Source organism: Streptomyces sp. NPDC058751 (genome assembly GCF_042746485.1).
Lineage (GTDB): Bacteria > Actinomycetota > Actinomycetes > Streptomycetales > Streptomycetaceae > Streptomyces.
The window spans coordinates 17,354-43,221 of the sequence record NZ_JBHYPZ010000012.1; the positions used below are offsets into that span (position 1 = coordinate 17,354).

Here is a 25,868-nt window from a genome sequence, read left to right on the forward strand (position 1 = left end):
GGGTGGACCTCAGACGTTCCGGAAGCGGTTGATGGCGTCGATGTGCTGGGCGCGCTTCTCGTGGTCGCGGACTCCCAGGCCCTCCTCGGGCGCCAGCGCGAGGACGCCGACCTTGCCCTGGTGGAGGTTGCGGTGCACGTCGTAGGCGGCCTGCCCGGTCTCCTCCAGGGAGTAGACCTTGGAGAGCGTCGGGTGGATCTTGCCCTTGGCGATGAGCCGGTTGGCCTCCCAGGCCTCGCGGTAGTTCGCGAAGTGCGAGCCGATGATCCGCTTCAGCGACATCCACAGGTAGCGGTTGTCGTACTCGTGCATGTAGCCCGAGGTCGAGGCGCAGGTGGTGATGGTGCCGCCCTTGCGGGTGACGTAGACCGAGGCGCCGAAGGTCTCGCGGCCGGGGTGCTCGAAGACGATGTCGATGTCCTCGCCGCCGGTGAACTCGCGGATGCGCTTGCCGAAGCGCTTCCACTCCTTCGGGTCCTGGGTGGTCTCGTCCTTCCAGAACTTGTAGCCCTCGGCACTGCGGTCGATGATCGCCTCGGCGCCCATCGAGCGGCAGATGTCCGCCTTCTGCTCGCTGGAGACGACGCAGATCGGGTTGGCGCCGCCGGCGAGCGCGAACTGCGTGGCGTACGAGCCGAGTCCGCCGCTCGCGCCCCAGATCAGGACGTTGTCGCCCTGCTTCATGCCGGCGCCGTTGCGGGAGACGAGCTGCCGGTAGGCGGTGGAGTTCACCAGGCCGGGGGCGGCGGCCTCCTCCCAGCTCAGGTGGTCGGGCTTCGGCATGAGCTGGTTGGACTTGACGAGCGCGATCTCGGCGAGGCCGCCGAAGTTGGTCTCGAAGCCCCAGATGCGCTGCTCGGGGTCGAGCATCGTGTCGTTGTGGCCGTCGGAGGACTCCAGCTCGACGGACAGGCAGTGCGCGACGACCTCGTCGCCGGGCTTCCAGGAGTTCACGCCAGGGCCGGTGCGCAGGACGACGCCCGCGAGGTCCGAACCGATGATGTGGTACGGCAGGTCGTGGCGCTTGCTGAGCTCGCTCAGCCGCCCGTAGCGCTCCAGGAAGTTGAAGGTGGACACCGGCTCGAAGATCGACGTCCAGACCGAGTTGTAGTTCACGGAGGACGCCATCACGGCGACCAGGGCCTCGCCCGGGCCGAGCTCCGGCAGCGGAACGTCGTCCAGGTGGATCGACTTGCGGGGGTCCTTGTCGCGGCTGTTGAGCCCGGCGAACATCTCCGCCTCGTCCTTGTGCACGGTGATCGCGCGGTAGGACTCGGGGAGCGGGAGAGCGGCGAAGTCGTCGGCCGTGGCCGTCTGCGACTGGATCGCGTCCAGGATTTCCTTCACGGTGTTGCCTCCGGCGATGCGCGTTCCGAGGGAGAAACGCTGAGGGGTACGTCGGTGCTGCTGCTGAGGGGTGTGCCGTCGGTTCGGCGAAGGTGGTGCTGTGGCAGCGCTGTGGTTGGCGCAGGAGGTTGCCTGTGACGCAGGCGTCCGGGCGCGCAGGCCATGGGGCTTGCGGGGACAGCCGGCGTACGCATGGTCTCTGCACGCCGGCCGCCCGGACTCCTTCAACGTATGGCACGCCGTGTCACCTGACAAGGCACGGAGTGCCAGAAGTTGCGCTCAGGTGAAATCTTTACGTAACACGTGAGCGATGATCGATCAGATCAGATCGCAAAACGCTCAAACCAGGGCACAAAAAACGCCGGACGCGCTCGAAGTGAGCGTGTCCGGCGCATGGTCGGAAGAAATGGACCGTCCTGGGGACGCGGGCCGTTACGGCCGCTCCTTGAGGGCCTGTTCGATGGTGCGCATCACCTGGTCCAGCGGGGCGTCCACACGGGCGACGGTCACCAGGACGTCCCCCTCGGTGAACGAGGAAGCCGGCGCCGGCCGCGGCGCGGTCTCCCGTCCCGCGCCGATCCCGGTGCCGAAGGTCTTGCGGACGATCGCGAAGGCGTGGTCGAGCTGGGACTCCACGTCGCCCTGGCCGTCGGCCCGCAGCCACCGCCGCAGGACGTGGTTGTGGGCCGTGACCACGGCCGACGCGGCCACCTCGGCGAGCAGCGGGTCGTCGTTGGCGTCGTCGTCGTGGGCGTGCTCGTCGAAGTGGCCGAGGAGGTAGCGGGTGAAGAGCCGCTCGTAGCGGGCCACCGAGGCGATCTCGGCCTCGCGCAGCGTCGGCACCTCGCGCGTCAGCCTGTAGCGCGAGACGGAGATCTCCGGCTGGGCCGCGTACATCTTCATGACTTCCTTGATGCCGCGGCACACGGTGTCGAGAGGGTGCTCGTGAGGGGGTGCCGCGTTCAGCACCGCCTCGGCCCGGATCAGGGTGTCGTCGTGATCGGGGAAGATCGCCTCTTCCTTGGAGCGGAAGTGGCGGAAGAACGTCCGGCGGGCCACTCCGGCCTGGGCCGCGATCTCGTCGACGGTGGTCGCCTCGTACCCCTTGGCGGCGAACAGCTCCATGGCCGCGGCCGCCAGTTCCCGGCGCATCTTGAGGCGTTGGGCCGCCGCGCGACTGCCCGCGGCGCTCTCCGGCGCGTCGGGCGTGGCTGGTGTACGTGAGGACCTGGCGGGCTGGGACATGCCCCGAACGTACTGCATGTATGCAGGGGAGCGCGCATGTCCGGGGATCCCCCCGCCCCAGAAGGGCGGGGGGTGTCCGGCGGGGCCCAGCAGTCCGCCCCAGTCCGCGTCGGCCGCGAGCCGGTCGCCCGGACCCTCAGCGGCGGGCATATTCGCGGAAGCCGCGGCCCGTCTTGCGGCCGAGGCAGCCCGCGGCCACCAGGTGCTCCAGGAGCGGTGCGGGGGCGAGTCCCGGGTCCCGGAACTCGCGGTGCAGGACCTTCTCGATGGCCAGCGAGACATCGAGCCCGACCACGTCGAGCAGCTCGAAGGGTCCCATCGGGTAACCGCCGCCCAGCTTCATCGCTGCGTCGATGTCGTCCAGCGAGGCGTAGTGCTCCTGCACCATCTTGATCGCGTTGTTCAGGTACGGGAACAACAGCGCGTTCACGATGAAGCCGGCCCGGTCGCCGCAGTCCACCGGGTGCTTGCGGATCTTCGCGCAGACCTCGCGCACGGTGGCGTGCACGTCGTCCGCGGTCAGCACGGTCCGCACGACCTCGACGAGCTTCATCGCCGGGGCCGGGTTGAAGAAGTGCATGCCGATGACGTCCTGCGGGCGCGAGGTGGCGCGGGCGCAGGCGACGACGGGCAGCGAGGAGGTGGTGGTGGCGAGGATCGCCCCGGGCTTGCAGACCTTGTCGAACGTGGCGAAGAGCTGCTGCTTGATGTCCAGGTCCTCGGCGACCGCCTCCAGCGCCAGGTCCACGTCGGCGAAGTCGTCGTAGCTGCCGGTCGGCGTGATCAGCTCCAGGGTCCGCGCCGCCGCCTCGGCCGTCATCCGGCCCTTGTCGACGGAACGGGAGAGCGACTTGCCGATGCGGGCCTTCGCGGTCTGGGCCTTCTCATCCGTACGGGCGGCGAGCACGACCTCGTAGCCGGCCTTGGCGAAGACCTCGGCGATCCCGGAGGCCATCGTGCCCGAGCCCGCGACACCCACCGAGCGGACCGTGCGCCCCTCCGCCAGGACGGCGCCCTCCAGCGGCGTCAGCGCGTCCCGCACGACGGCGTCGCTGCCGGGGGCCTCGTACGAGTAGAAGCCGCGGCCGGACTTGCGCCCGGTCAGGCCCGCCTCGCTGAGCTGCTTGAGGATGGGCGCGGGGGCGTGCAGCCGGTCGCGCGACTCGGAGTACATCGCCTCCAGGACGGTCCGCGCCGTGTCCACGCCGATCAGGTCGAGCAGCGCGAGCGGGCCCATGGGCAGTCCGCAGCCGAGCTTCATCGCCGCGTCGATGTCCTCGCGGGAGGCGTACTTCGCCTCGTACATCGCGGCCGCCTGGTTGAGGTAGCCGAAGAGCAGCCCGTCGGCGACGAAACCGGGACGGTCGCCCACCGCGACGGGCTCCTTCCCGAGCTCCAGCGCCAGGTCGGTGACCGCGGACACGGCCGTCGGCGCGGTCAGCACCGAGGAGACGACCTCGACGAGCTTCATCGCGGGCGCCGGGTTGAAGAAGTGCAGGCCGAGCACGCGCTCGGGGTGGGCCGAGTCGGCGGCCAGACGCGTCACGGACAGGGCGTTGGTGCCCGTCGCGAGGATCGCCTCGCGGCGCACGATGCCGTCGAGCGCCCGGAAGACCTGCTGCTTGATGTCGTACGACTCCGGGGTCACCTCGATGACGAGGTCGGCGTCGGCGGCGGCCGCGAGGTCGGTGAAGGTGCGGAAGCGGGCGAGGGCGTCGGTGCGCTCCGGCTCGCTGAGGTGCCCGCGTCGCACGGCGCGGGCGGTGGAGGCTTCGAGGGTGGACACGGCCTGGACGGCCGCGGCTTCGCTGACGTCGATGCCGATCACGTCACGGCCGGCCCGGACCAGGACCTCGGCGATGCCGGTGCCCATGGTGCCGAGGCCGACGACGGCGACGGTCTTCAACGGGGACAGAGGGGTGTCGGACAGGGGAGTGGCCATCGCGGGACTCCTGGAAGAGGTGACGACTGAGGAGCGCACGCGGGTGCGCCGAAAGGCGCACACCGTGCGGAGGTTGCGGGTGTTTCCGGGCTGACGAGCGCACACGCCCGGTGCCGTCCCAAGGCGCCGTCGAACGGGCGCCCACGGGCGGTGAAAGCCGACCGGCCCTGTCCCGGAGCCATGTCGTACTGAGGTACCTGAAGTACCGAACCGACTGCTCTCACGGCGGCTGCGTCACCAGGCCACCGGGAGGTGAGACACGAGTGGGTAACTCGCTCGTCTGAGCTTAACCCGCGGGTAACGAGCGCGCCAGTCCCCGACTTTGTGATGTACGTCCCCGCACCCCACGGGCTTGCCTAAGCTCGCCCCATGGACGAAGCGTTGCGATCACTCACGGAGCGTCTACGGGCCGAGGCCGGGGCCGGTTCCTCGGCGGCGTACGAACGCCTGGCGCTGACGGAGGACCGCGAGGTGCTGGCCGCCGCGCTGACCGAGCCCGGACAACCGCTCTGGGCACGGGAGTTGGTCGCCTTCCGGCTCGGCACGGCCGGGGACCGGCGGGCCTTCGAAGCACTCGTCCTGCTGCTCAACCACCGCGATCCGCAGCGCTGCGCGTCCGCGGCCCATGCCCTGGCCCGGCTGGGCGACCCGCGCACCGCCCGCGCCGCCGCGGCGCTCGCCACCAACGAACTGCGGGTCGCGTACGCGCTCCAGCCGGTACGGCTCCTGGTCGAACTGCGCGCGCCCGAGGCCGTACCCGCGCTGATCACCACACTGCAGCGCCGGCTGCGCCCGCACGATCCCCACCGCAAGGTCGCCCTCGCGTGCGCGGAGGGCCTCGGCGTCCTGGGCGACGCCCGCGCGAGAAGGGTCCTGAACGAGGCGCTGGCCCATCCGGTGCTCGCGGAGACGGCAGTGCGCGCACTGGCCCGGCTGCCCGGGGCGCAGGTCTAGGCGGCACCCGCGCGGGCCGGTGCGCCTGAGCCCGCGCCCGGGCTCAGGCGCACCGGTGCCGCACGCATCGTCCGGTGCCGGGCCAGCCCGCCTTCGTCAGTCCTGTCCCGCGCCCGTCAGCACGCGCGCTTGACGCCCTCATCTGCCGGAGGGCAGGTGATTCCGGTCCGTACTGCTCCGCAGCACCACCACGGGTTCCTGTTTCACGGGCCTCCGCCGACCGGTGAAGGTCGGTCTTACGTGGCCTCCGCAGGCCTGACATCCCGCCCGTCCGGCGGTAGGCCGGACAGCTCTGTTGTCCGACGAGACGATCCTGCCATGCCGCTGCGGCTCTCCGGGCCGCCATGGACAGGATGCCCTTCACCTCCACCCTGAAGGAGGGAGCGCTGGATAAGTATTCGATAGCGCACCTCGGGTACCGCGACCCCGTCCGCCTCGAAGGGCTCCTCGGCGCCGTCGGGGCGGAAACCGGCCCTCTCGTAGAAACGGCGGGCCGGGGTGTTCTCCTTCAGGACCCACAGCAGCATGCGCTCGTGCCCGGCCGCCGCGCAGCGGCGCACCGACTCCCCCAGCAGGGCGTGCCCGACCCTTTGGCCGAGCACGTCGGGGTGTACGTAGATGGCGTACAACTCGGCTTCCCCGGAACGGACCTCGCCGTCCCGGTGCGGTCCGTGGCAGGCCCAGCCGACCACGGACCCGTCGCGCTCCGCGACCAGGTTCACGACGCTGCCGTCACCCTGTTCGAGGTTGCGGCGGCGCCGCGCCGTGTCCTCGGCCACGCTGAGCCCGTCCAGGTACGACTGCGGTATCAGCCCCTTGTACGCGCTCTGCCAGCCGCGCACCCGTATCTCGGCCACGCGCGGACAGTCGTCGAGGGTCATCTCACGGACCAGGAGCCCGCTCACGCGCCGACCACCGCGTACGCCTCGATCTCCATCAGGAACTCGGGCCGGACCAGCGCGGCGACCTGGACCGCCGAGGCGGCCGGAAGACGGTCCGCCGGCATGTGCTCGGCGCGGGCGGCCCGGATCGCGGGCATGTGGGCCATGTCCGTGACGAAGAAGGTGAGCTTGACGACGTCGTCGAAACCGGCGCCCGCCGCCGCCAGGCAGCGGCGCAGGTTCTCGAAGACCTGGCGGGCCTGGGCCCCCGCGTCACCCTCGCCGACGAGATCGCCGTTCTCGTCCAGGGGGACCTGGCCCGACACCGCGACGAAACGGCCCGTGGCCGCCACGACATGGGAGTAGGCGGCGGCTGGGGCGACCCCGTCGGGGGCGGGGATCCGTGTCGGCTCACTCATGGGTCCATGGTGGACCACGGGTCCGACAGCGCCCCCGACGGGTGTGCGCGTGGGGGAGGTTCAGCCCCGGTAACCGAGCAGTCCGTGCAGTGTCGAACCCCGTGACGAGGACGAGGCGGCCTTCGCCGTCAGCGGCTTCGGGTCGGGCAGCGCCTCGCACACCGCGTCGGCCTCGCCGCCGCCGCGCGGCACCCTGCCGTCGGTCAGGTAGGCGGCCAGGTACTTGTCGAGGCAGGCGTTGCCGCTCAGCGTGATGCCGTGGTTGCCGCCGCCCTGCTCGACCACCAGGCTGGAGCCGCGCAGCTGGTGATGGACGGTCACCCCGCCCTCGTAGGGAGTGGCCGCGTCCCCGGTCGCCTGGAAGAGCAGCGCCGGCGGCAGGGAGCGGTTGGAGACGTCCACCGGCCGCAGCGAGTCCGTGGGCCAGAACGCGCACGGCGCGTTGTACCAGGCGTTGTTCCAGGCCATGAACGGCGCCTTGTCGTGCACGGCCCAGGTGTCCCGGCGCCACCGGCGCCAGTCGCGCGGCCAGGACGCGTCACGGCACTGCACCGCCGTGTAGACGCTGTAGCCGTTGTCGCCCGAGGCGTCGACGGCGCCGAAGTTCTCGTACGCCTCGACCAGCGGGTCCGCGTTCTTGCTGTTCACGTAGGAGGAGAACGCCTCGGCGAGGTAGGGCCAGTAACCGTTGTAGTAGCCGCCCGGGATGAAGGTGTCCTCCAGTTCGGAGGCGCCGACCTTCTTCTGGGCGGGGTTCTCGGCGAGCGCCGCGCGCATCGCGTACCACTTGGCCTCGACCACGGCCGGGTCCGTGCCGAGCCCGTAGGCCGCGTCGTGCTTGGCGACCCAGGCGAGGAACGCCAGGTGGCGGTCGTTGAAGGCGTAGTCCTGGCTGAGGTTGTCGTCGTACCACACCCCGGTGGGGTCGACGATGGAGTCGAGGACCAGCCGGCGGACCCGCTGGGGGTAGAGCTTGGCGTACACGGCCCCCAGGTAGGTGCCGTACGAGTAACCGAAGTAGTTGATCTTCTTGGCGCCGAGGGCCGCGCGGATCGCGTCCATGTCGCGGACCGCGCTCACCGTGTCGAGGTACGGCAGCAGGTTCGCGTACCTGGTGGCGCAGGCCCCGGCGAAATCCCTGGCGCGGGCGAGGTTGGCCCTCTCGACGGCCGCGGTGCCGGGGACGGTGTCGGGACGGACGGGCTTGAAGTGGCCCGGCTTGCAGTCGAGGGCCGGCTTGCTCCTGCCGACACCGCGCGGGTCGAAGCCGATGACGTCGTACTGCGCCGCCACGGCCTTGGGCAGTGCCGAGGCGACGAAGCCGGCCAGCGTGAGTCCGCTGCCGCCGGGACCGCCCGGGTTCACCAGCAGCGGCCCCTGGTACGTCCTGGCGGTGTGCGGGACGCGGGACAGCGCGAGGGTGATCCGCTCGCCGTAGGGGTTCGAGTGGTCCAGCGGCACCTTCACGGACGCGCACTGGAGCATCGGGTAGTCGCTGGTCCCGCACTTCTTCCAGACGGGTTTCGCGGTCCGGGCGGTGCGCGGTGCGGCGGGGCCGGTGCTCGCGTCGGCGGGGATCGACGTGATCATCCCGGCCAGGACGACGGCCGCCCCGCACAGAGCGGCTGCGCGTTTCTTCACAAGGCCTCCCAGGACGGAGGATTTTGAGCCGTGCACGCCACGGCCTTCGCCGTATCGTGCCGGAGGGGGGTCCTGGAAGAACGTGTTCCGGTGAGACTCGACCCGATTGGACGGCGGGATGCGCTCGGATGCCGTCACGGGCCGTGCGTACGCGCGGTCTTCGGGCGTGTGGTTGCCCGGGGCGGCGCGAGCGGCCGCCGTGACGGGCCGTCATCGGCCCTCAGAGCAGTGTGAGCTGCGTCGGTCCCGGCGCGGCGGGGGCCGGTGCGGCCGCGGGCCCGGGGGAGGTGATCCGGCGCGGCATGCCCGCGCGCGCGGGGCCTATGCCGTACTCCTGCGCCAGCTCGTGGACCTGACGGGTGATCCGGCGCTGGTACCACTTCGGCGCGTAGGCCCCTCCGCGTACAGCCGTTCGTAGCGCCGTACGAGGTGGGGGTGGTGGTGCTCCAGCCAGGCCATGAACCACTCGCGGGCGCCGGGCCGCAGATGCAGCACCAGCGGGGTCACCGAGGTGGCTCCCGAGGCCGCGACGGCCCGTACGGTGGCACGGAGCTGTGCGGGGTGGTCGCCGAGGAAGGGGATCACGGGGGCCATGAGGACGCCGCAGCCGATGCCGTGGTCCGCCAGTGCGCGCACGACGTCCAGGCGGCGCTCGGGGGCCGGTGTGCCCGGCTCCACGGTGCGCCACAGCTCGGTGTCGGTGAAGCCCACGGAGACCGAGATCCCCACGTCGGTGACCTCGGACGCCTGCTTCAGCAGGTCGAGGTCGCGCAGGACGAGCGTGCCCTTCGTCAGGATCGAGAAGGGGTTCGCGTGGTCGCGCAGGGCCGCGATGATGCCCGGCATGAGCCGGTAGCGGCCCTCGGCGCGTTGCACATTGGCAGTCCAGCCCGCTGACATGCGACGAATGATGTGTGGGCACTCAAACGGAAGACACCAGCACCCTGATTGATCTGGTCTGCCGGAAGTCGCAGGCCGTGAAGTCGAAGACCGGCCGCCGGGAAATCTCGGTCAGCGCGCAAGAGGCACGGGGACGACGTACAGCCGCTGTACAGCCGCTGAGCTTGGGCTGACCGTCCGGCACGTCTGGCGGGAAGTCGGCTCGGCCAGCCGCTTTCGCCGGTCGAAGAAAGTTCCGCAGCAGGATTTGGCTTTGCAGGCTCTGGAGCGTGGGGAAATCGGCGGCCTTTGGGTGTTCAGGCTTGACCGCTGGACCCGCCGGGGAGCGGGTGCAATCCTCAGCATCGTTGAACCGACGGACGGGCGGCCCCGCCGTCTGCTGGTGGACAACGGAGACCCTGACACGCCGGGCGTAGGACTGGATAGCGCAAACCCGCGTGACCGTAGCGAACTCATCCGGCGCGCTGAGGATGCCCGCGAAGAAACGGAAGTGCTCAGCGAGCGCGTACGGAACACCAAGACTTTCCAGCGGGAAAATGGGGAGTGGCTTAACGGTGTCGCGCCTTATGGGCTGCGAATCGTGATGGTGTCCACCGAGGACGAGGATGGCGAGGAAATCGAAGAACGCAAGCTAGAGCGTGACACTGAGACGCTGCCGGGGTGGCTAAGCGGGAGATCTCCCGTCGGCTGGACGAACGGGGCGTGCCGTCTCCCACGGGTAAGACTTGGGCTTTCAGTACCGTGGCGAACATGATCGACAATCCCGCGTATGCCGGATGGCAGGTGACCGGGCGTGAGGAAGGAAAGTCCCGGCGACTGCTGTACCGGAACGCTGCCGGGGAAAAGGTCAGCGTGATGATTGGCCCGGCGGTTCTCACTGAGAAGGAGTGGAACGCGGCGCAGGCGGCATCGCGGGGCACCGGGCCGCCCGGAGGCAAGGAATCTTGGAAGGCGCGGCACGTCCTCACGGATCTACTGGAATGCACTGGGTGTGGCGGTTCTATGACGTGGCGTGGCAAGGGGTATTCGTGCTGGCGCCCTGGTGCTGGTGGGGTATGCCCCGCGCCCGCCTATGTCGCGCAGGAAAGCGCGGAAGGCCACGTGTTCTATCGCTGGTCCACTCGGCTTGCAGCGCTGGACCCGGGCGACCGACTGCTGTCGATTGTCGCGGAGCGCTGGAAGGCGCGGCAGGACCCTGAGGCGACCGAGGGCGAAGCGGCGGCGCGGGCGGCGCTGGCGGACGCCGAGGCGGCACTCTCGCGACTGTGGAAGGACCGGCGCGCGGGTCTCTACGACGGGCCGTCTGAAAGCTATTTCGCCCCGTCGCTGAAGGAAGCCAACGACGCCGTGTTGACAGTGCGAAAGACGCTGGATGGGGCGCGCGGGCAAGGTTCCGTAGATATCTCGTTTCTGCTGGAGACGGTAGACCAGCACGAAGCGTGGGAAGTGGCGGATGACCTGCTCAAGCGTGATCTGCTGCGGCTGGCTATCCGGCGTATCCGGGTGAAGAAAGCCGACTACCGGGGCCAGGCGTTCGACGGCCTAAAGCGCATGGAAATCATCTGGCACGACGACGAATAGCAGCAAGGCACCACGGGCCCGGTTCGGAGCGATCCGGGCGGGGCCCTTTCGCGTCCACAGACGGCCATCCAGAGGCCCTAAGGCAGTGCCGCCACCGACCCATAGAGTGTCTGTCGCGGACATGCACAGGCAGAGAGACAGGCACAGTGATAGAGCACGGACCCGAGATCATCGGCCGCGAGATCCTGCGGGTGATGGCGCAGACCGAGCGTGAGGCGGACACCATGGGCAAGACCCGGCGGCGCGAGGTGAACACCCGGCTCAGCGCCCTGAAGTGGGCGCTCAACGTCCTCGTAACGGGTGACACCACCAAACCCCCGGGGGCGGAGCTTGAGGCGTTCCTAGGGGCTCTCAAGTCCTCGCAATAGCGGGTCTCGCGGAACCCAGGTGATCGACATCGTCGGCACGGGAGGAGGCGGCGCCCACACCGTCAACGTCTCCGCCATGGCCGCGATCGTCCTCGCCGCCACCGGTATCTCCGTCGTCAAACACGGCGGCCGGTCCGTCTCCAGCAAGGCCGGCAGCGCCGACGTCCTGGAAGCGCTGGGCCTGCCCTTGGACCTCACCCCCAACGACGTGGCGCGGTGCGTGCACGACGTCGGGATCGGTTTCACTTTCGCTCCGCGGTTCCACCACGGGCTGCGGCACGCCGTCCCGGTCCGAAAGGCCCTCGGCGTGCCCACGGCCATCAACTATCTGGCCCCGCTGACCAACCCCGCCGGCCCCGGCAACGGGACCTGACGCCGGCCGCCATCCGTTGACCGCCGGTACCCGTGCCGCCCAGGGCCTTGGACCAGCAAGACGGCGCCAACAGCCGCCCGATGCCGTACGAATAGTGGTGACCCACGACATCGACCGAGTCCTTCCCCGCCATCTCTGGTCACGCCCGCCCCGCCAGCACCGTCGCGGGTCGCGCGGACTCGCCCGGAGACACCATGGCCCTCGTCATGGCGGAGCATGGCCGGCTCGGCGACCGGCGCAGCGCATCAGCCCCGAGGAGGAAGTGGCGATCTTTGCTCGGGCCGACGAGCTCAACGCCCGCATCGCCGAAATTCTCGAGCAGTACGGTCTAGTGCCGCGGCAGGCAACGTTCGCCCCGTCGCGACGCCCGGCACGCTCCCCCAAGCTCTTCGAGCAGGGGGCACCCCCACTCGCCGCACCGGCCGAAAGCCCGAGTACGCCCAGTACGAGGGCTTCCGGCCGGCACGCCGAGAGCACGCACCGGACGCCGCTCCTCGATGGGCGAACGTTGCCTGCCGCGGCACTAGGCTCGTAGGCATGGGAATCGACTGGGAGAACATGCTCGGCACAAGCGGCAACGGCCTCGACGGCGCCTACGACAGCGCGGTCTCCGCGGTCATCTACAGCGAGGACCCGGGGGACGACCGTCGTTCACTCCCAGTCGGCGAAGAGCGCGACGACACAGACGGCCTGCGCTGACCTGAGCGCACACACGGAAACGCCCCGGTGGGCGTCAGGGAAGTCGCAGGGGTCGTCCGGGCCTTGCAGGGCGATTGTCCGCAGGCTGGTTCCGCGCGGCCTGTACGGGCCGGTGCAGGACTGCCTCGACGGCGTCCTGGGTGACTGACGCGTTCCTGAAGCGTGTCTGCTGCTGGTGCGTCGGTTACAGGCGCTTCGCTGTGCGGTCGCGCAGCAGCAGCCACTGGCTCGCGTCGGCGCCGCCTGAGCGCGCAGCCGGTCCATGCAGCAGCACGGCGTAAGCCGTCCTCTCCGCCTTGCTCGGGGCGGGATGCTGGCCGGGTGCCTCCGGGGTCGGGAATGACCTCGTCATGGCTTTCCATGCCTTGTCCGCGTTCGGAGTGCTGAGCATCGGCCCTCCCGGGCTCAATAGGGTCATGCAGTGAAGTACACGCACGCGTGCGAGCAACCGCGGTAGGGGTTGACCGTCCACTCGAACGGCATCCGGGAGGCGCCCGGAACCCGGTTCACGATCGACCGTGCCCGGATCTCGTGGAACGTGATCCCCCTGAACTCCGGCGTGTCGAACGTCCTCGTGGTGACCGAGTCCGCGCCGAACAGGGCGGCGTCCCGGGCGGGGGTCCCGGCGGGCTCCGCTGTCAGGTTCTCCCAGCGCATGGCGCCTCCTAGGTAGCACTGGACAGAGAATAGAACACATGTTCCCTTGATCGTGCGACCTGATTCCCGTGTCGTCCCGCCGACGCCGCCCGCACCCGCGGGGCACCCCGATTTGGGCGGCCGGGGCGCCGGGTGGTTGGCTGGCCGCACACCCCGAGGAACGAAGTGCTGGAGGAAAGTGCCATGGCGCAGGTCGAGGCCACGACGGAGCGGGTCATCGCGGCGGACGCGGAGGCGGTGTTCGACGCCCTGGCCGACTACAGCAGCACGCGGCAGAAGGTGCTGCCCGAGCACTTCAGCGAGTACGAGGTGCGCGAGGGCGGCGACGGCGAGGGCACCCTCGTCCACTGGAAGCTCCAGGCCACCAGCAAGCGCGTCCGCGACTGCCTCCTGGAGGTGAGCGAGCCCACCGACGGCGAGCTCGTCGAGAAGGACCGCAACTCCTCGATGGTCACCACCTGGCGCGTCACCCCGGCCGGTGAGGGGAAGTCGCGCGTCGTGGTCACCACCGTCTGGAACGGCGCGGGCGGCATCGGCGGCTTCTTCGAGCGGACCTTCGCGCCCAAGGGGCTCGCCCGCATCTACGACGCCCTGCTCGCCAACCTCGCGGCGCAGACCGAGAAGTGACCGTCCCCTCCGGGACGCGCACGGCTCCCGGAGGAAAGGGCGGGGCCGCCGGACGGTGACGTGACGGGCGTGGCCGCCGCGAGGCCGTCCCCGGGCGTGCCGTGCCTTCACCGTTGCGGGCGGATCCCCCTCTTCCGCGCGGCGACGGGCCGCGATCCGTCACGCCCGCCGGGAGCCGTCGCGGCCGGTGGTGATCGCCCGGCGGGCGCCACGAGGGAGCGGGCGCGTCGGCGGGAGCGCTCCGGCGCGGGGCGAACCGGCCGTCTTCCCCCCCCGGCGGACCGGCCCGAGGAGCGCCCGAGGAGTGCCCGGAAGGCCCGCCGCGCGCCGGAGCCGCCCCCGCGGCATCAATTCACGGGTTGCCACACATCGCGACCGGCCGCCGCCGTACGGTAGTGGGGGCGGCACAAATCTTGCGGAGCCGTGGGGAGAGGGGGCCCTGGGTCATGGACCGTGGCACCGAAGCGGGCGCGGCCACCGGCCCCGGCGTCGGGACCCCCGCGGGGGAGCACGCCGGCATCGGCCGTGTCCCGCTGGCCGTGGTGGTCGTGGACCGCGACGGGCTCGTCTCGCACTGGAGCAGCGGCGCGCGGCGCATGTTCGGCGCCTCCAGGGAGGAAGCGCTCGGCCGCCACGCGGTGGACCTGCTCCCGGTCTCCGGCGCACTCCCCGACGACGCGGCCCCCTTCGGGAGCCGTGCCACGTACGACGGACTCGGGCCCGGCCTGGAGTCCTCCCTGGACGGGGACCTCTCCTATCCCACCGCCGGACGCGCCCGCCTCACCGAGGCCGGTCCCGACCGGATCGACGTCCTGTGGTGGGCCTACCCGCTGGTGGGCCCGGGGCCCGAGCGGCTGCTCGTGCTCGCCGCCGACGCGGCCGCGATGCGGCACGAGGACGACGACGTCTCCTTCGAGCGCATCGCGCCCGGCTTCGCGCTGCACACCGACTTCCCCGGCGCCGAGGAACTGGCCCGCCGGCTCCCCGACATCCTGCCCAGCATGAGCGTCGGCGAGAGCGCCCGGATCGTCGCACAGGTTCTGGAACTGGGATATCCCGTCCTGGAGTTCAGCCAGAACGAGCGGGTGCCCGTTACCCCCGACTGGGGAGTGCCCCGGCGCGCGGAGCGCAAGGCGCGCCGCGAGCGGGCGGCCCGGGCCGCGGCCTCCGGGAAGCCCCTGCCGCAGGACCCGCAGGACCCGCAGGACGACGAGGGCGAGGACCTCGAGTACGTGGCCGTGCGGGAGCGCCTGGAGTTCCTGAACGAGGTCAGCGGACGCATCGGAACCTCCCTCGACCTGTCGCGGACCGTCCTGGAGGTCAGCCGGGCCGTCGTGCCGCGCTTCACGGACGTGGCGGGCACCTATCTGCGCGAACAGGTCGTGGCCGGCGAGGGCTTCCCCGAAGGCGTTCCCGACACGACCACGATGTGGCACCGGGTCGCCGTGGAGCACACGGACGAGCCGGGCCGCTGGGACGACGTCGTGCCGGTCGGCGAGGCCATGCCCTTCCCGGCGCACACCCCCTTCTTCCAGTGCATGACCACCGGCGAGCCCGTCCTCGTGCCGCGCATCAGCGAGCAGATGGGGCACATGATCGCCGCGCAGTTCGAGAAGCGCGACATCAGGCCGCTCATCACCGGCCGTTCCATGCTGGTCGTTCCCCTCAAGGCCCGGCAGGTGGTGCTCGGGTTCATGATCCTGCTGCGGCACCCCGAGCGCGTCGAGTTCAACGACATGGACCGGGTCACCGGTGCCGAGCTGGCCGCCCGCGCGGGCCTGGTGCTCGACAACGCGCGCATGTACACCTATCAGGAGAGCGTCGCCGAGACCCTCCAGGACAGCATGCTGCCGACCATCGCACCCCGCATGGCCGGCTGCGACATCGCCACCCGCTACCTGCCGGGAACGCTCCTCGGACGCGTCGGCGGCGACTGGTTCGACTCGGTGAAGCTGCCCGGCTCGCGCACCGCCCTGGTCGTGGGGGACGTCATGGGCCACGGCCTCAACTCCGCGGCGATGATGGGCCAGCTGCGCACCGCCGTGCAGACCATGGCCGCGCTCGACCTGCCGCCCGCCCAGCTCCTGCGCAACCTCGACGACCTCGCCCAGCGTCTCGGCGACACCTACCTCGCGACCTGCCTGTACGCCGTCTACGACCCGATCGCCGGAATGCTGCACCTCGCCAACGCCGGCCACGTCCCGCCGGTCCTGGTCCGCGCCGCGGACGGCCGCAGCGAACTGCTCGACCTGCCGACAGGCGCGCCCATCGGGGTCGGCGGAGTGCCCTTCGAAGCGGTCCGCGTACGGGTGGAACCGGGCGACCGGCTCGTGATGTGCACCGACGGGCTGGTCGAGGTGCGCGGCGAGGACATCGGTGTCGGCCTGGCCACCCTGTGCGAGTCCGCCGCCCACCCGGCCGCCTCCATGGACCACGCCTGCGACACCATCATCCGCGCGCTCAACACACGGGGCGGCCGCAAGGACGACGTCGCCCTGCTGATGGCCCGGCTCAACGGGATCGAGCCGGCGGACGTCGCCGAATGGCGCCTGGCGCTCGACCCGGCCGAGGCCGGCAGAGCGCGCGCCGTGGTCCGCGAACAGCTTCACGAGTGGGGCCTGACGGGTCTCGCCGACAACGCCGGGCTGATGGTCGGCGAACTCGTCACCAACGCCGTACGGCACGCGAACAGCCGTGGGATCGAGCTGCGTCTCGTCCGCGGCGACACCCTGCTGTGCGAGGTGGGCGACGACGATCACACGCTCCCCGTCCTGCTCAGCGCCGGCCCCGGCGACGAGTTCGGACGCGGACTGCGGCTCGTGAGCACGCTGTCCCGCGAGTGGGGGGCCAGTCGTACCGGCGCGGGCAAGACCGTGTGGTTCGAACTCACGCTTCCGCGCCGCTGATCCCTTCCCTCGCCGTCCCGCACGCCGGCGCGGCCACCGCGGGTGAAGACGTACGGGGTTCGAATGAGGGGTGAAGGAACGCGTCAGCCGCTTGTCGCCGCACGCCGGGCGCGGTAGACCGATCAGGTCCGCCGGATCCCGGCGGGCGCGGTCGCGACCCCGGGAGCGGGCATGAGCGTGAGCAGTCGGTACAGGGGAGCCTGGGAGGGCTTCTGGCGCGAGGCCCCCACCGGACAGGGCGGGGTCCTCTGGGACACCGAGCCCGCGCTGACGGCCGCCGTCCACCTCGCCCACTTCGAACCGCACCTGACGGCACCCGACCTGCCCCTGGTGGACCTCGGCTGCGGCAACGGCACCCAGACCCGCTTCCTGGCCGACCGGTTCCCGCAGGTCGTCGGCACGGACCTGGTGTCCGCGGCGCTCGACCACGCCCGCGGCGCCGATCCGGCGGGCCTGGCCCGCTACCGGCTGCTCGACGCGGCGGACAAGGCCGAGACCGAGGCGCTGCACGCGGAGCTCGGCGACGCCAACGTCTACATGCGGGGCGTGCTCCACCAGTCCGAGCCGGACGACCGGCAGTCGCTGGCGGACGGTCTGGCCACCCTCGCGGGCGACCGGGGCCGGATCTTCCTGGTCGAGCTCGCCGAGGCCGCCGGTCCGCTCCTGCGCGCCCTGGCCCAGGGCCCGGACGGCCCCCCGGCCAAGCTGGCCCCGGTGTTCCGGCACGGCATAGCCCCGGGCGAGGTCACGGACGCGGCGGTCCCCGAGCATCTGCGCCGGGCCGGCCTCACGGTCCTCGCGAGCGGTGAACTCCCGCTCCTGACGACCGAGCACACGCCCGACGGCACCGCCGTCGAACTTCCGTCGCGGTGGCTGGTGGCCGGCCGCCCCGGCTGACGCCGGTGGCCCTGACCGGCAGGAGTTGTCCACAGGCTCTGCCGGGTCCGGGCCGGAGCGCGTACGGTTTCGGCATGAAGATCCTCATCAGCGCCGACATGGAAGGCGCCACGGGCGTGACCTGGCCGGCCGACGTGTTGCCGGGGACTCCCCAGTGGGAGCGGTGCCGCGCGTTGTTCACCTCCGACGTGAACGCCGCGGTGCTCGGTTTCTTCGACGGCGGCGCCGACGAGGTGCTGATCAACGAAGCCCACTGGAGCATGCGGAACCTGCTGCTCGAGCGGCTCGACGAGAGAGCGGAGATGCTCACCGGGCGGCACAAGTCGCTGTCCATGGTCGAGGGCGTGCAGCACGGGGACGTGGACGGCATCGCGTTCGTCGGCTACCACGCGGGAGCGGGCATGGAGGGCGTCCTCGCCCACACCTACCTGGCGAACTCCATCACGGGCGTGTGGATCGACGACGTACGGGCCAGCGAGGGCCTGCTCAACGCGCGCGTCGTCGCCGAGTACGGCGTGCCGGTCGTGCTGGTCACCGGCGACGACGTGGCCTGCGAGGACGCCCTCGGGTACGCGCCCGAGGCGCCGAAGGTCGCCGTGAAGGACCACGTCTCGCGGTACGCGGCCGTGTGCCGCACCCCGGCCAGAACCGCCGCGGACATCCGGGCCGCAGCCAAGGAGGCGGCCGCGCTGGCGGTGCGCCACGAGCCGGTCGCCGGCGGGCCGTTCACCATCGTCCTGGAGTTCGACGCCGAGCACCTGGCCATGGCCGCCACCGTCGTCCCCGGAGTGGACCGGGTCGGCGAGCGGAAGATCGCTTACACCAGCGACACGATGTACGAGGGAATTCGGACCTTCAAGGCGGTCACCACGATCGTCTCGGCCGCAGTGGAGGAGCAGTATGGCTGACGAACGCGCACTCGACGAGGTCGTCCGGTTCACCTCCGACCTCATCCGGATCGACACCACCAACCGGGGCGGTGGGGACTGCCGGGAGCGCCCGGCCGCCGAGTACGCCGCCGCCCGGCTGACCGAGGCGGGCCTGGAACCCACGATCCTGGAGCGCACCAAGGGGCGCACGAACGTCGTGGCCCGGCTGGAGGGCACCGACCCGTCCGCCGACGCGCTGCTCGTCCACGGCCATCTGGACGTGGTGCCCGCCCAGGCCGAGGACTGGAGCGTCCACCCGTTCTCCGGGGAGGTCCGCGACGGCGTCGTGTGGGGACGCGGCGCGGTCGACATGAAGAACATGGACGCGATGATCCTCTCCGTCGTCCGGTCCTGGGCGCGCGAAGGCGTACGGCCCCGCCGTGACCTGGTCATCGCGTTCACCGCGGACGAGGAGGCGAGCGCCGAGGACGGCTCGGGCTTCCTGGCCGACAAGCACTCGGGGCTCTTCGAGGGCTGCACCGAGGGCATCAGCGAGTCGGGGGCGTTCACCTTCCACGACGGCGGCGGACGGCAGCTCTATCCGATCGCGGCGGGGGAGCGCGGTACCGGCTGGCTCAGACTCACCGCGCGGGGACGGGCGGGCCACGGCTCCAAGGTGAACCGGAGCAACGCCGTGACCCACCTCGCCGCCGCGGTCGCCCGCATCGGCGCTCACGAGTGGCCGCTGCGCATCACCCCGACCGTGCGGGCCGCCCTGACCGAACTCGCGGCCCTGTACGGGGTGGACGGCGATCCGGACGACGTGGACGCCCTCCTGGGCAAGCTCGGCCCGGCGGCCTCGCTCGTCGAGGCGACCGTCCGCAACAGCGCCAACCCGACGATGCTGAGCGCCGGTTACAAGATCAACGTGATTCCGGGGGAGGCCGTCGCCCACGTGGACGGCAGATTCCTGCCCGGCGGCGAGGACGAGTTCCGCACCACCATGGACCGGCTCACCGGACCGGACGTGGAGTGGGAGTTCCACCACCGCGAGGTGGCTCTCCAGGCCCCGCTGGACTCACCGACGTACGCGCGGATGCGCGCGGCCGTCGAGGAGTTCGCGCCCGAGGGCCATGTCGTCCCGTACTGCATGTCGGGCGGCACGGACGCCAAGCAGTTCTCCCGCCTCGGCATCACCGGCTACGGCTTCGCACCGCTCAAGCTCCCGGAGGGCTTCGACTACCAGGCGATGTTCCACGGAGTCGACGAGCGCGTCCCGGTCGAGGCGCTCCACTTCGGTGTCCGCGTCCTCGACCGCTTTCTGCGCACGGCCTAGGGGGACGAGATGCAGACCACGTCATACGGTTCATGGCCCTCGCCGATCGACGCGGGGCTCGCCGCCGCGCACGACGGCCATCCCGAGTACGTCGGCTTCGTCGGCGACGAGGCATGGTGGACCGAGCCCCGGCCCGCCGAGGGCGGGCGGCGCACACTGGTGCGGCGCAGGGCGGACGGCACCGAGGAGCCGGTCCTCCCGGCCCCCTGGAACGTGCGCAGCCGCGTCATCGAGTACGGCGGCAGCCCCTGGGCGGGAGCCATGCGGCCCGAAGGCCCGCTGGTCGTCTTCGTCGACTTCGCCGACCAGCGCCTCTACCGCTGTGAGCCCGGAGGCGAACCGCGCCCGTTGACACCCCTCTCGCCGGTGGGCGGCGGGCTGCGCTGGGTCGACCCGCAGCTTCACCCGGAGCGCGGCGAGGTCTGGTGCGTGATGGAGGAGTTCACCGGCGAAGGCCCCACCGACGTGCGCCGTGCCGTCGTCGCGGTGCCGCTGGACGGATCGGCGGCGCTGGACCGGGACGCCGTGCGCGAACTGTCCGACGGGCGGCACCGGTTCGTCACCGGCCCCCGGCTCTCGCCGGACGGCCGGCAGGCGGTCTGGCTCGCCTGGGACCACCCGCGGATGCCGTGGGACGGCACCGAGGTGATCCTCGCCGACGTCACCGGGGACGGCACGCTGTCCGACCCGCGGACCGTCGCGGGAGGCCCGGAGGAGTCCGTCGTCCAGGCCGACTGGGCGGCCGACGGCACACTCCTGTACGCGAGCGACCGCAGCGGCTGGTGGAACCTCCACCGCCTCGGCGCGGACGGCGGGCCGATCGCCGTCTGCCCGCGCGAGGAGGAGTTCGGCGGCCCGCTCTGGAAGATCGGACTCCGCTGGTTCGCGCCGCTGGACAGCGGTCTGATCGCCGTCGTGCACGGACGGGGCGCCACCGCGCTGGGGATCCTGGACCCCGAGACCGGCGAACTCGTCGACACGGCCGGCCCCTGGACCGAGTTCGCGGCGACGCTCGCCGTGCACGGCAGCAGGGTCCTCGGCGTCGGGGCGAGCCCCCGCAGCGCCCACGAGGTCGTCGAACTGGACGCCCGCACCGGGCGGGCCCGGGTGATCGGGGCCGCGCACGACGACCCGGTCGATCCCGCCCACTACCCGGAACCCCAGATCCGCACCTTCGCCGGTCCCGCCGGACGCGAGGTCCACGCGCACATCTACCCCCCGCACCACCCCGGCCACGTCGGCCCCGCCGACGAACTCCCGCCGTACGTCGTGTGGGTGCACGGCGGCCCCACCGGCCGGTCGCCCCTCGTGCTCGACCTGGAGATCGCCTACTTCACCTCCCGGGGGATCGGGGTGGCCGAGGTCAACTACGGCGGATCGACCGGCCACGGGCGGGAGTACCGCAACCTGCTGCGCGAGCAGTGGGGCGTCGTCGACGTCGAGGACTGCGCTGCCGTCGCGCTCGCGCTCGCCGACGAGGGCACCGCCGACCGGCGACGGCTCGCGATCCGCGGCGGCAGCGCGGGAGGCTGGACGACGGCCGTGTCGCTCGCCACCACCGACGTCTACGCCTGCGGCACGATCATCTATCCCGTGATCGACCTCACCGGATGGGCCTCGGGCGGGACCCACGACTTCGAGTCGCAGTACCTGGAATCGCTCGTCGGTCCGATCGCCGAGGTGCCGGCCCGGTACACGGAGCGGTCGCCGTCCACGCACGCCGACCGGATCACCGCTCCCTTCCTGCTGCTCCAGGGGCTCGACGACGCCATCTGCCCGCCCGACCAGTGCGAACGCTTCCTGGCGAGCGTCGAGGAGCGGGGTCGCAGGGTCCCCCACGCCTACATCGCCTTCGAGGGGGAAGGGCACGGGTTCCGTCGCGCCGAGACGATGGTGCGCGCGCTGGAGGCCGAACTCTCCCTGTACGCCCAGGTCCTCGGACTGAACCCGCCCGGCATCCCCGCCCTGGAGCTGTCCGAGTGAGGCGGACAGCAGCATCGGAACACCAGCGACCGGAGTACCACGAGTGACCCGAACGACCGCACCGACGACCGCACTGACCAGGCCCGCGCGGCTCACCGCGGGGGCCAGGGTCGCGATCGTCGCGCCCAGCGGCCCCGTCCCCGAGGAACGGCTCCAAGCCGGCCTCGACATCCTGCGGGGCTGGGACCTCGACCCTGTCGTGGCACCCCATGTCCTGGACCGGCACGCCGAGTTCGCCTACCTGGCGGGCACGGACGCGGACCGGGCCGCCGACTTCCAGGCGGCCTGGTGCGACCCGGACGTGGCCGCGGTGCTGTGCGCCCGCGGCGGCTACGGCGCCCAGCGCATGGTCGACCTCCTCGACTGGGACGCCGTCCGGGCCGCGGGCCCCAAGGTCCTCGTCGGCTTCAGCGACATCACCGCGCTGCACGAGGCGTTCGCCACGCGGGCGGGGCTCGCGACCCTGCACGGGCCGATGGTGGCCTCCCTCGTGTTCCTGAAGAACGCGCGGGCGCAGGAGCACCTGCGGGCGACCCTCTTCGAACCCGAGTCGGTGCGGACCATCGCCTCCGGCCGGGCCACCCCCCTCGTGCCGGGGAAGGCCCGGGGCGTCACCCTCGGCGGCTGCGTCAGCCTGCTGGCCGCCGAGCTCGGCACACCGCACGCCCGTGCCGGTGCCCGGGACGGGCTGCTCCTGATCGAGGACGTCGGCGAGGAGGCGTACCGGCTGGACCGGATCCTGACGCAGCTGCTGCGCGGCGGCTGGCTCGACGGGGTGGCCGGGGTGGCGCTCGGCTCCTGGGTGGACTGCGGACCGTACGAAAAGCTCCGCGAGGTGTTCGCCGACCGGCTCGGCCCGCTCGGTGTCCCGGTCGTCGAGCACATGGGGTTCGGGCACGAGGAGGGGACGCTGACGATACCGTTCGGCCTCCGCGCCGAGCTCGACGCGGACGCGGGGACACTGACACTGGAGGAACCCGCGCTGCGCTGACGTCATGAAGCTGTCGCCGGGCCCGTGTTCGCGTAGGGTGACCGGATGCCTGAGAACGCCGGCCTTCTCGCCGAGGGTCCCCGTGTGGGCATCCGCCCCTTCACCCTCGCGGACGGCGCGGAGTTCACCGCACGGGCCCGGGAGAGCAGGAGCCTGCACCACCCCTGGCTCTTCCCGCCCACCGACATCGACGCCTACGCCGCCTACGCCGGGAGGCTCATCGAGGACCCGACCAAGGCCGGGTTCCTCGTCCGCGAGCGGGACGGCGGGGGGATCGCCGGTTTCATCAACATCAACAACATCGTCCGGGGCGGTTTCCTGTGCGGCGCCCTCGGCTACGGCGCCTTCGCGCACGCGGCGGGGCGCGGGCTGATGACCGAGGCGCTCGGCCTCGTCGTGCGGTACGCCTTCGGGAAGATGGGCCTGCACCGGCTGGAGATCAACGTGCAGCCGGGCAACGCGGGGTCGATCGCGCTCGCCCGGACGAGCGGCTTCCGGCTCGAAGGTTTCTCACCGGACTTCATCCACATCGACGGTGCCTGGCGGGACCACGAACGGTGGGCGATCACCGCGGAGATGGTCAAAACCCCCTGACGGCCGGCGCCTTTGCCGAATCCTGACCGGATCCGGACCGGCGGACACCCTGGTCAGCGGACCGACGACCATGTTCCATGGGCGTCGTGACGACGATCCGACGTGACGTGCTGGTCCTCCCGGCGGCGGAACTGGGCCCGAGCAACCCGCTGCCGCCCCTGCGGACCCTCGACGAGATGCACCGTATCGACGACCGCGACCGCGTCGGCCTGCCGGGCGACATGGCCCGGCAGATCGGGTACGAGCCGCTGCGCAGCGTGCTGCCCGAGCGCATACGCGACGGGTACGGGCGGGAACGGGTGCCGCGCGAGCTCGACACGATAGTGATCGAGAACGACCGGCTGCGGGCCACCGTGCTGCCCGGCTACGGGGGCCGCGTCGTCTCGCTCTTCCACAAGCCCACCGCGACGGAGCTGCTGTACACCAACCCGGTGCTCCAGCCGGCCTGCTTCGCCCTCAACGGCGCCTGGTTCTCCGGCGGCATCGAGTGGAACATCGGAGCCACCGGGCACACCACCCTGTCGTGCTCACCCGTCCACGCGGCCCGCGTCCCCGCCCCGGACGGCGGCGAGATGCTGCGCCTGTGGGAGTGGGAACGCCTGCGCGACCTCCCCTTCCAGGTCGACCTGTGGCTGCCGGACGGATCCGACTTCCTGTACGTCGGCGTCCGCGTCCGCAACCCGCACGAGAGACCCGCCCCGCTGTACTGGTGGTCCAACATCGCGGTCCCCGAGGAGCGCAGGGTGCTCGCCCCGGCCGAGGAGGCCTATCACTTCGGCTACGAGCGACGGCTGCGCCGGGTGCCCGTGCCGGCGTACGACGGGACCGATCGGACGTACCCCCTCGACAGCGTCTTCCCCGCCGACTACTTCTACGAGGTGCCCGACGGGCGGCGCCGCTGGATCGCCGCGGTCGACGGCTCGGGCGAGGGCCTGGCCCAGACGTCCACCGACGTCCTGCGCGGGCGCAAGCTCTTCGTCTGGGGCTCGGGACCCGGCGGCCGCCGCTGGCAGGAGTGGCTCACCGAGCCGGGCACCGGCGGGTACTGCGAGATCCAGGCCGGACTCGCCCGCACCCAGCTCGAACACGTACGGCTCGAGGCGGAGAGCGACGTCTCCTGGCTGGAGGCGTACGGGCCGCTGTCGGTGAACGCGGAGACGGCGCACGGGGCGGACTGGGAGGCCGCCCGCACGGAGGTCGAGGGCCGGCTGGAGAGCGCCCTCTCCCGGGACGCGGTCGACGCCGCGTACGCCGCCTGGCTGCCGCACGCCGACACCGCGCCCGGCGAGGTCCTCGCCGTCGGTTCCGGCTGGGGCGCGCTCGAAGTGCTGCGCGCCGCCCACAAGCTGCCCGGGACGCCCTTCGAGGAGAGCACGCTCGGCGAGGAGCAGGAGCCGTGGCGGGAGCTGCTGGGCTCCGGGGCGTTCCCCGAGCCCGGGCGGGCCGGGCCGCCCGGCGGGACGCTGGTGGCGTCGCACTGGCGCGACATGCTGGAGACGGCGCCCGCCACCCCGTCCGCCGAGTACCACCTCGGGGTCGCCCAGTGGCATGCCGGGGACGTGGCGCAGGCCGTGCGGAGCTGGGAGCGGGCGCTCGAACCGGCCCCCTCGCGCTGGCCGTTGCTGCGCTGCCTCGCCGTCGCCGACCAGGAGGCGGGCAACGACGAGCGGGCCGCCGACCGTTACGCCGAGGCCTTCGACGACCTCTGCCGCGAGGTGGGCGACGACGGGCGGCGGTGGACCGAGGTGAGCGCCGCGCTCGGCCGTGAGGCCGTCGAGGCGCTGCTGAAGGCCAGGCGTCCGGCACAGGCGCGTGCCGTGTGGGAACGGCTGGACCGCGGAACCCGGGAGCGCGGCCGGTTCCGCCTCGTCGAGGCCGGACTCCTGCTCGCCGAGGGCCGCCGTGAGGACGCGCGGGCGGTCTTCGAGGCGGGCTTCGAGGTCGCCGACCTGCGCGAGGGGGCGGAGACCATCGACCGGCTGTGGTCCCGGATCGGCGACGAGCCCCTGCCGGCGCGCTACGACTTCCGCATGCGGCCGCCGTCCACGCCCTGAGCCGGCCTCCCCGGACCCGCGTGACCACCGGCCCGGGTGCTCCACCGCCGGGTGGGGCACCCGGGACGCCCCGCCCCGCGGGGCGGGCGCCCGTCAGCCGTTGCGGTCCGCGTACTCGTACACCGATCCGTCGGGATGGACGGCGATGAGGTTGCGGCCCGCGGGTGTCTCCACCGGGCCCGCGACGACACGGGCGCCGAGGCCGGTGAGGACCCGGCCGGTCTCCTCGACGTCCTTGACGGCGATCGTCGCCGCGACCTTGCGCAACACGTCGAGTTCGGACTCCGGCCCGCTCATCAGCAGGAAACAGCCGACCGCGGCGACCGACACGCCGCCGCGCTCGAAGCGGAGCGCCCTGCCGCCCGAGAGCCGTTCGTAGAAGGGGACCGCAGCCTCCAGGTCGTCGACGCAGACGCGCAGCGTGGCTCCCAGAATCTCCATGGGGGCGAGCCTAGTTGGGCGCGCCCGGCAGGGGAGATCGATTCGGGCGATCGCCCACGGTGCCCGAGTGCCTCCGTCGTGTGTCCGGCACGGGCGCGGTCCGTGAGACGCCGGGCGCGCCCGTGTTTGGGTCCCCGGGTCGGGGGGACGCGGAAGGCCCGTG

Annotated in this window: 21 protein-coding genes and 3 pseudogenes; 14 read left to right on the forward strand and 10 right to left on the reverse strand. The window is 71.8% G+C overall.

What is annotated here, in order from left to right; all coding sequences use genetic code 11:
• Nucleotides 1-9 precede the first annotated feature (9 nt).
• The 3 genes from ccrA to ACFW6B_RS13770 form a co-directional block, all read right to left on the reverse strand.
• A complete protein-coding gene (ccrA, locus tag ACFW6B_RS13760) occupies nucleotides 10-1,347 on the reverse strand; it encodes a crotonyl-CoA carboxylase/reductase (RefSeq protein WP_386595387.1) in 1,338 nt (445 codons plus the stop codon).
• Nucleotides 1,348-1,779: 432 nt separating this feature from the next.
• Nucleotides 1,780-2,592: a TetR family transcriptional regulator gene (locus tag ACFW6B_RS13765; protein WP_386595389.1), complete on the reverse strand. Its 813-nt coding sequence runs from the start codon at nucleotides 2,590-2,592 to the stop codon at nucleotides 1,780-1,782.
• A 136-nt stretch (nucleotides 2,593-2,728) separates the two neighbouring features.
• A complete protein-coding gene (locus tag ACFW6B_RS13770) occupies nucleotides 2,729-4,534 on the reverse strand; it encodes a 3-hydroxyacyl-CoA dehydrogenase family protein (protein ID WP_386595390.1) in 1,806 nt (601 codons plus the stop codon).
• Nucleotides 4,535-4,903: 369 nt separating this feature from the next.
• Here ACFW6B_RS13770 and ACFW6B_RS13775 point away from each other — a divergent pair, with 369 nt between their 5' ends.
• Nucleotides 4,904-5,488: an adenylosuccinate lyase gene (locus ACFW6B_RS13775; protein WP_386595392.1), complete on the forward strand. Its 585-nt coding sequence runs from the start codon at nucleotides 4,904-4,906 to the stop codon at nucleotides 5,486-5,488.
• A 401-nt stretch (nucleotides 5,489-5,889) separates the two neighbouring features.
• On the opposite strand, the pseudogene ACFW6B_RS13780 reads toward ACFW6B_RS13775, so the two are convergent.
• The 4 genes and pseudogenes from ACFW6B_RS13780 to ACFW6B_RS13795 form a co-directional block, all read right to left on the reverse strand.
• Nucleotides 5,890-6,369: pseudogene (locus ACFW6B_RS13780) on the reverse strand (GNAT family N-acetyltransferase); the annotation flags it as partial.
• A 20-nt stretch (nucleotides 6,370-6,389) separates the two neighbouring features.
• The gene (locus tag ACFW6B_RS13785) at nucleotides 6,390-6,788 is read right to left on the reverse strand and encodes a RidA family protein (RefSeq protein WP_386595394.1); all 399 of its coding nucleotides are present in this window, start codon (nucleotides 6,786-6,788) and stop codon (nucleotides 6,390-6,392) included.
• A 60-nt stretch (nucleotides 6,789-6,848) separates the two neighbouring features.
• Entirely contained in the window at nucleotides 6,849-8,429 is a 1,581-nt protein-coding gene (locus ACFW6B_RS13790; protein WP_386595396.1) for an alpha/beta hydrolase, read from the reverse strand.
• 220 nt (nucleotides 8,430-8,649) lie between these two features.
• Nucleotides 8,650-9,302 (reverse strand): annotated as a pseudogene (locus tag ACFW6B_RS13795) (radical SAM protein); the annotation flags it as partial.
• Nucleotides 9,303-10,031: 729 nt separating this feature from the next.
• Here ACFW6B_RS13795 and ACFW6B_RS13800 point away from each other — a divergent pair.
• The 4 genes from ACFW6B_RS13800 (at nucleotide 10,032) to ACFW6B_RS13815 (ending at nucleotide 12,350) form a co-directional block, all read left to right on the forward strand.
• Nucleotides 10,032-10,910 carry a recombinase family protein gene (locus ACFW6B_RS13800; protein WP_386595666.1) on the forward strand — a complete coding sequence of 293 codons (879 nt, stop codon included), beginning with the start codon at nucleotides 10,032-10,034 and terminating at the stop codon, nucleotides 10,908-10,910.
• Nucleotides 10,911-11,056: 146 nt separating this feature from the next.
• The gene (locus ACFW6B_RS13805) at nucleotides 11,057-11,278 is read left to right on the forward strand and encodes a hypothetical protein (protein WP_386595398.1); all 222 of its coding nucleotides are present in this window, start codon (nucleotides 11,057-11,059) and stop codon (nucleotides 11,276-11,278) included.
• 19 nt (nucleotides 11,279-11,297) lie between these two features.
• The gene (locus ACFW6B_RS13810) at nucleotides 11,298-11,651 is read left to right on the forward strand and encodes a hypothetical protein (protein ID WP_386595400.1); all 354 of its coding nucleotides are present in this window, start codon (nucleotides 11,298-11,300) and stop codon (nucleotides 11,649-11,651) included.
• Between the two features lie 537 nt (nucleotides 11,652-12,188).
• Nucleotides 12,189-12,350: a hypothetical protein gene (locus ACFW6B_RS13815; RefSeq protein WP_386595402.1), complete on the forward strand. Its 162-nt coding sequence runs from the start codon at nucleotides 12,189-12,191 to the stop codon at nucleotides 12,348-12,350.
• A gap of 184 nt (nucleotides 12,351-12,534) precedes the next feature.
• Here the strand turns inward: ACFW6B_RS13815 and ACFW6B_RS13820 are convergent, their stop codons facing one another.
• Nucleotides 12,535-12,702: a hypothetical protein gene (locus ACFW6B_RS13820; RefSeq protein ID WP_386595404.1), complete on the reverse strand. Its 168-nt coding sequence runs from the start codon at nucleotides 12,700-12,702 to the stop codon at nucleotides 12,535-12,537.
• 74 nt (nucleotides 12,703-12,776) lie between these two features.
• A pseudogene (locus ACFW6B_RS13825) lies at nucleotides 12,777-13,007 on the reverse strand (radical SAM protein); the annotation flags it as partial.
• A gap of 183 nt (nucleotides 13,008-13,190) precedes the next feature.
• Between ACFW6B_RS13825 and ACFW6B_RS13830 the strand changes: the two are divergent.
• From ACFW6B_RS13830 to ACFW6B_RS13870, 9 genes are all read left to right on the forward strand, one after another.
• Nucleotides 13,191-13,634 (forward strand): SRPBCC family protein, encoded by a 444-nt coding sequence (locus ACFW6B_RS13830; protein ID WP_386595406.1) that lies wholly within the window; start codon nucleotides 13,191-13,193, stop codon nucleotides 13,632-13,634.
• Between the two features lie 446 nt (nucleotides 13,635-14,080).
• Entirely contained in the window at nucleotides 14,081-16,540 is a 2,460-nt protein-coding gene (locus ACFW6B_RS13835) for a SpoIIE family protein phosphatase (protein ID WP_386595408.1), read from the forward strand.
• A 171-nt stretch (nucleotides 16,541-16,711) separates the two neighbouring features.
• On the forward strand, nucleotides 16,712-17,437 hold the full coding sequence (locus tag ACFW6B_RS13840) for a class I SAM-dependent methyltransferase (RefSeq protein ID WP_386595410.1): 726 nt from the start codon (nucleotides 16,712-16,714) through the stop codon (nucleotides 17,435-17,437).
• A 74-nt stretch (nucleotides 17,438-17,511) separates the two neighbouring features.
• On the forward strand, nucleotides 17,512-18,345 hold the full coding sequence (locus ACFW6B_RS13845; protein WP_386595412.1) for a M55 family metallopeptidase: 834 nt from the start codon (nucleotides 17,512-17,514) through the stop codon (nucleotides 18,343-18,345).
• Entirely contained in the window at nucleotides 18,338-19,642 is a 1,305-nt protein-coding gene (locus ACFW6B_RS13850) for a M20/M25/M40 family metallo-hydrolase (protein ID WP_386595414.1), read from the forward strand. The genes ACFW6B_RS13845 and ACFW6B_RS13850 overlap by 8 nt, the downstream gene beginning before the upstream one ends.
• Nucleotides 19,643-19,651: 9 nt before the next feature.
• Nucleotides 19,652-21,625, forward strand: a complete 1,974-nt coding sequence (locus ACFW6B_RS13855) for an LpqB family beta-propeller domain-containing protein (protein ID WP_386595416.1) — start codon at nucleotides 19,652-19,654, stop codon at nucleotides 21,623-21,625.
• A 43-nt stretch (nucleotides 21,626-21,668) separates the two neighbouring features.
• Nucleotides 21,669-22,616: an LD-carboxypeptidase gene (locus ACFW6B_RS13860; RefSeq protein WP_386595419.1), complete on the forward strand. Its 948-nt coding sequence runs from the start codon at nucleotides 21,669-21,671 to the stop codon at nucleotides 22,614-22,616.
• 45 nt (nucleotides 22,617-22,661) lie between these two features.
• On the forward strand, nucleotides 22,662-23,210 hold the full coding sequence (locus ACFW6B_RS13865; protein WP_386595420.1) for a GNAT family N-acetyltransferase: 549 nt from the start codon (nucleotides 22,662-22,664) through the stop codon (nucleotides 23,208-23,210).
• A gap of 77 nt (nucleotides 23,211-23,287) precedes the next feature.
• Nucleotides 23,288-25,264 (forward strand): DUF5107 domain-containing protein, encoded by a 1,977-nt coding sequence (locus tag ACFW6B_RS13870; protein WP_386595422.1) that lies wholly within the window; start codon nucleotides 23,288-23,290, stop codon nucleotides 25,262-25,264.
• A gap of 93 nt (nucleotides 25,265-25,357) precedes the next feature.
• Here the strand turns inward: ACFW6B_RS13870 and ACFW6B_RS13875 are convergent, their stop codons facing one another.
• Nucleotides 25,358-25,705 carry a VOC family protein gene (locus tag ACFW6B_RS13875; protein WP_386595424.1) on the reverse strand — a complete coding sequence of 116 codons (348 nt, stop codon included), beginning with the start codon at nucleotides 25,703-25,705 and terminating at the stop codon, nucleotides 25,358-25,360.
• Between the last annotated feature and the right edge of the window lie 163 nt (nucleotides 25,706-25,868).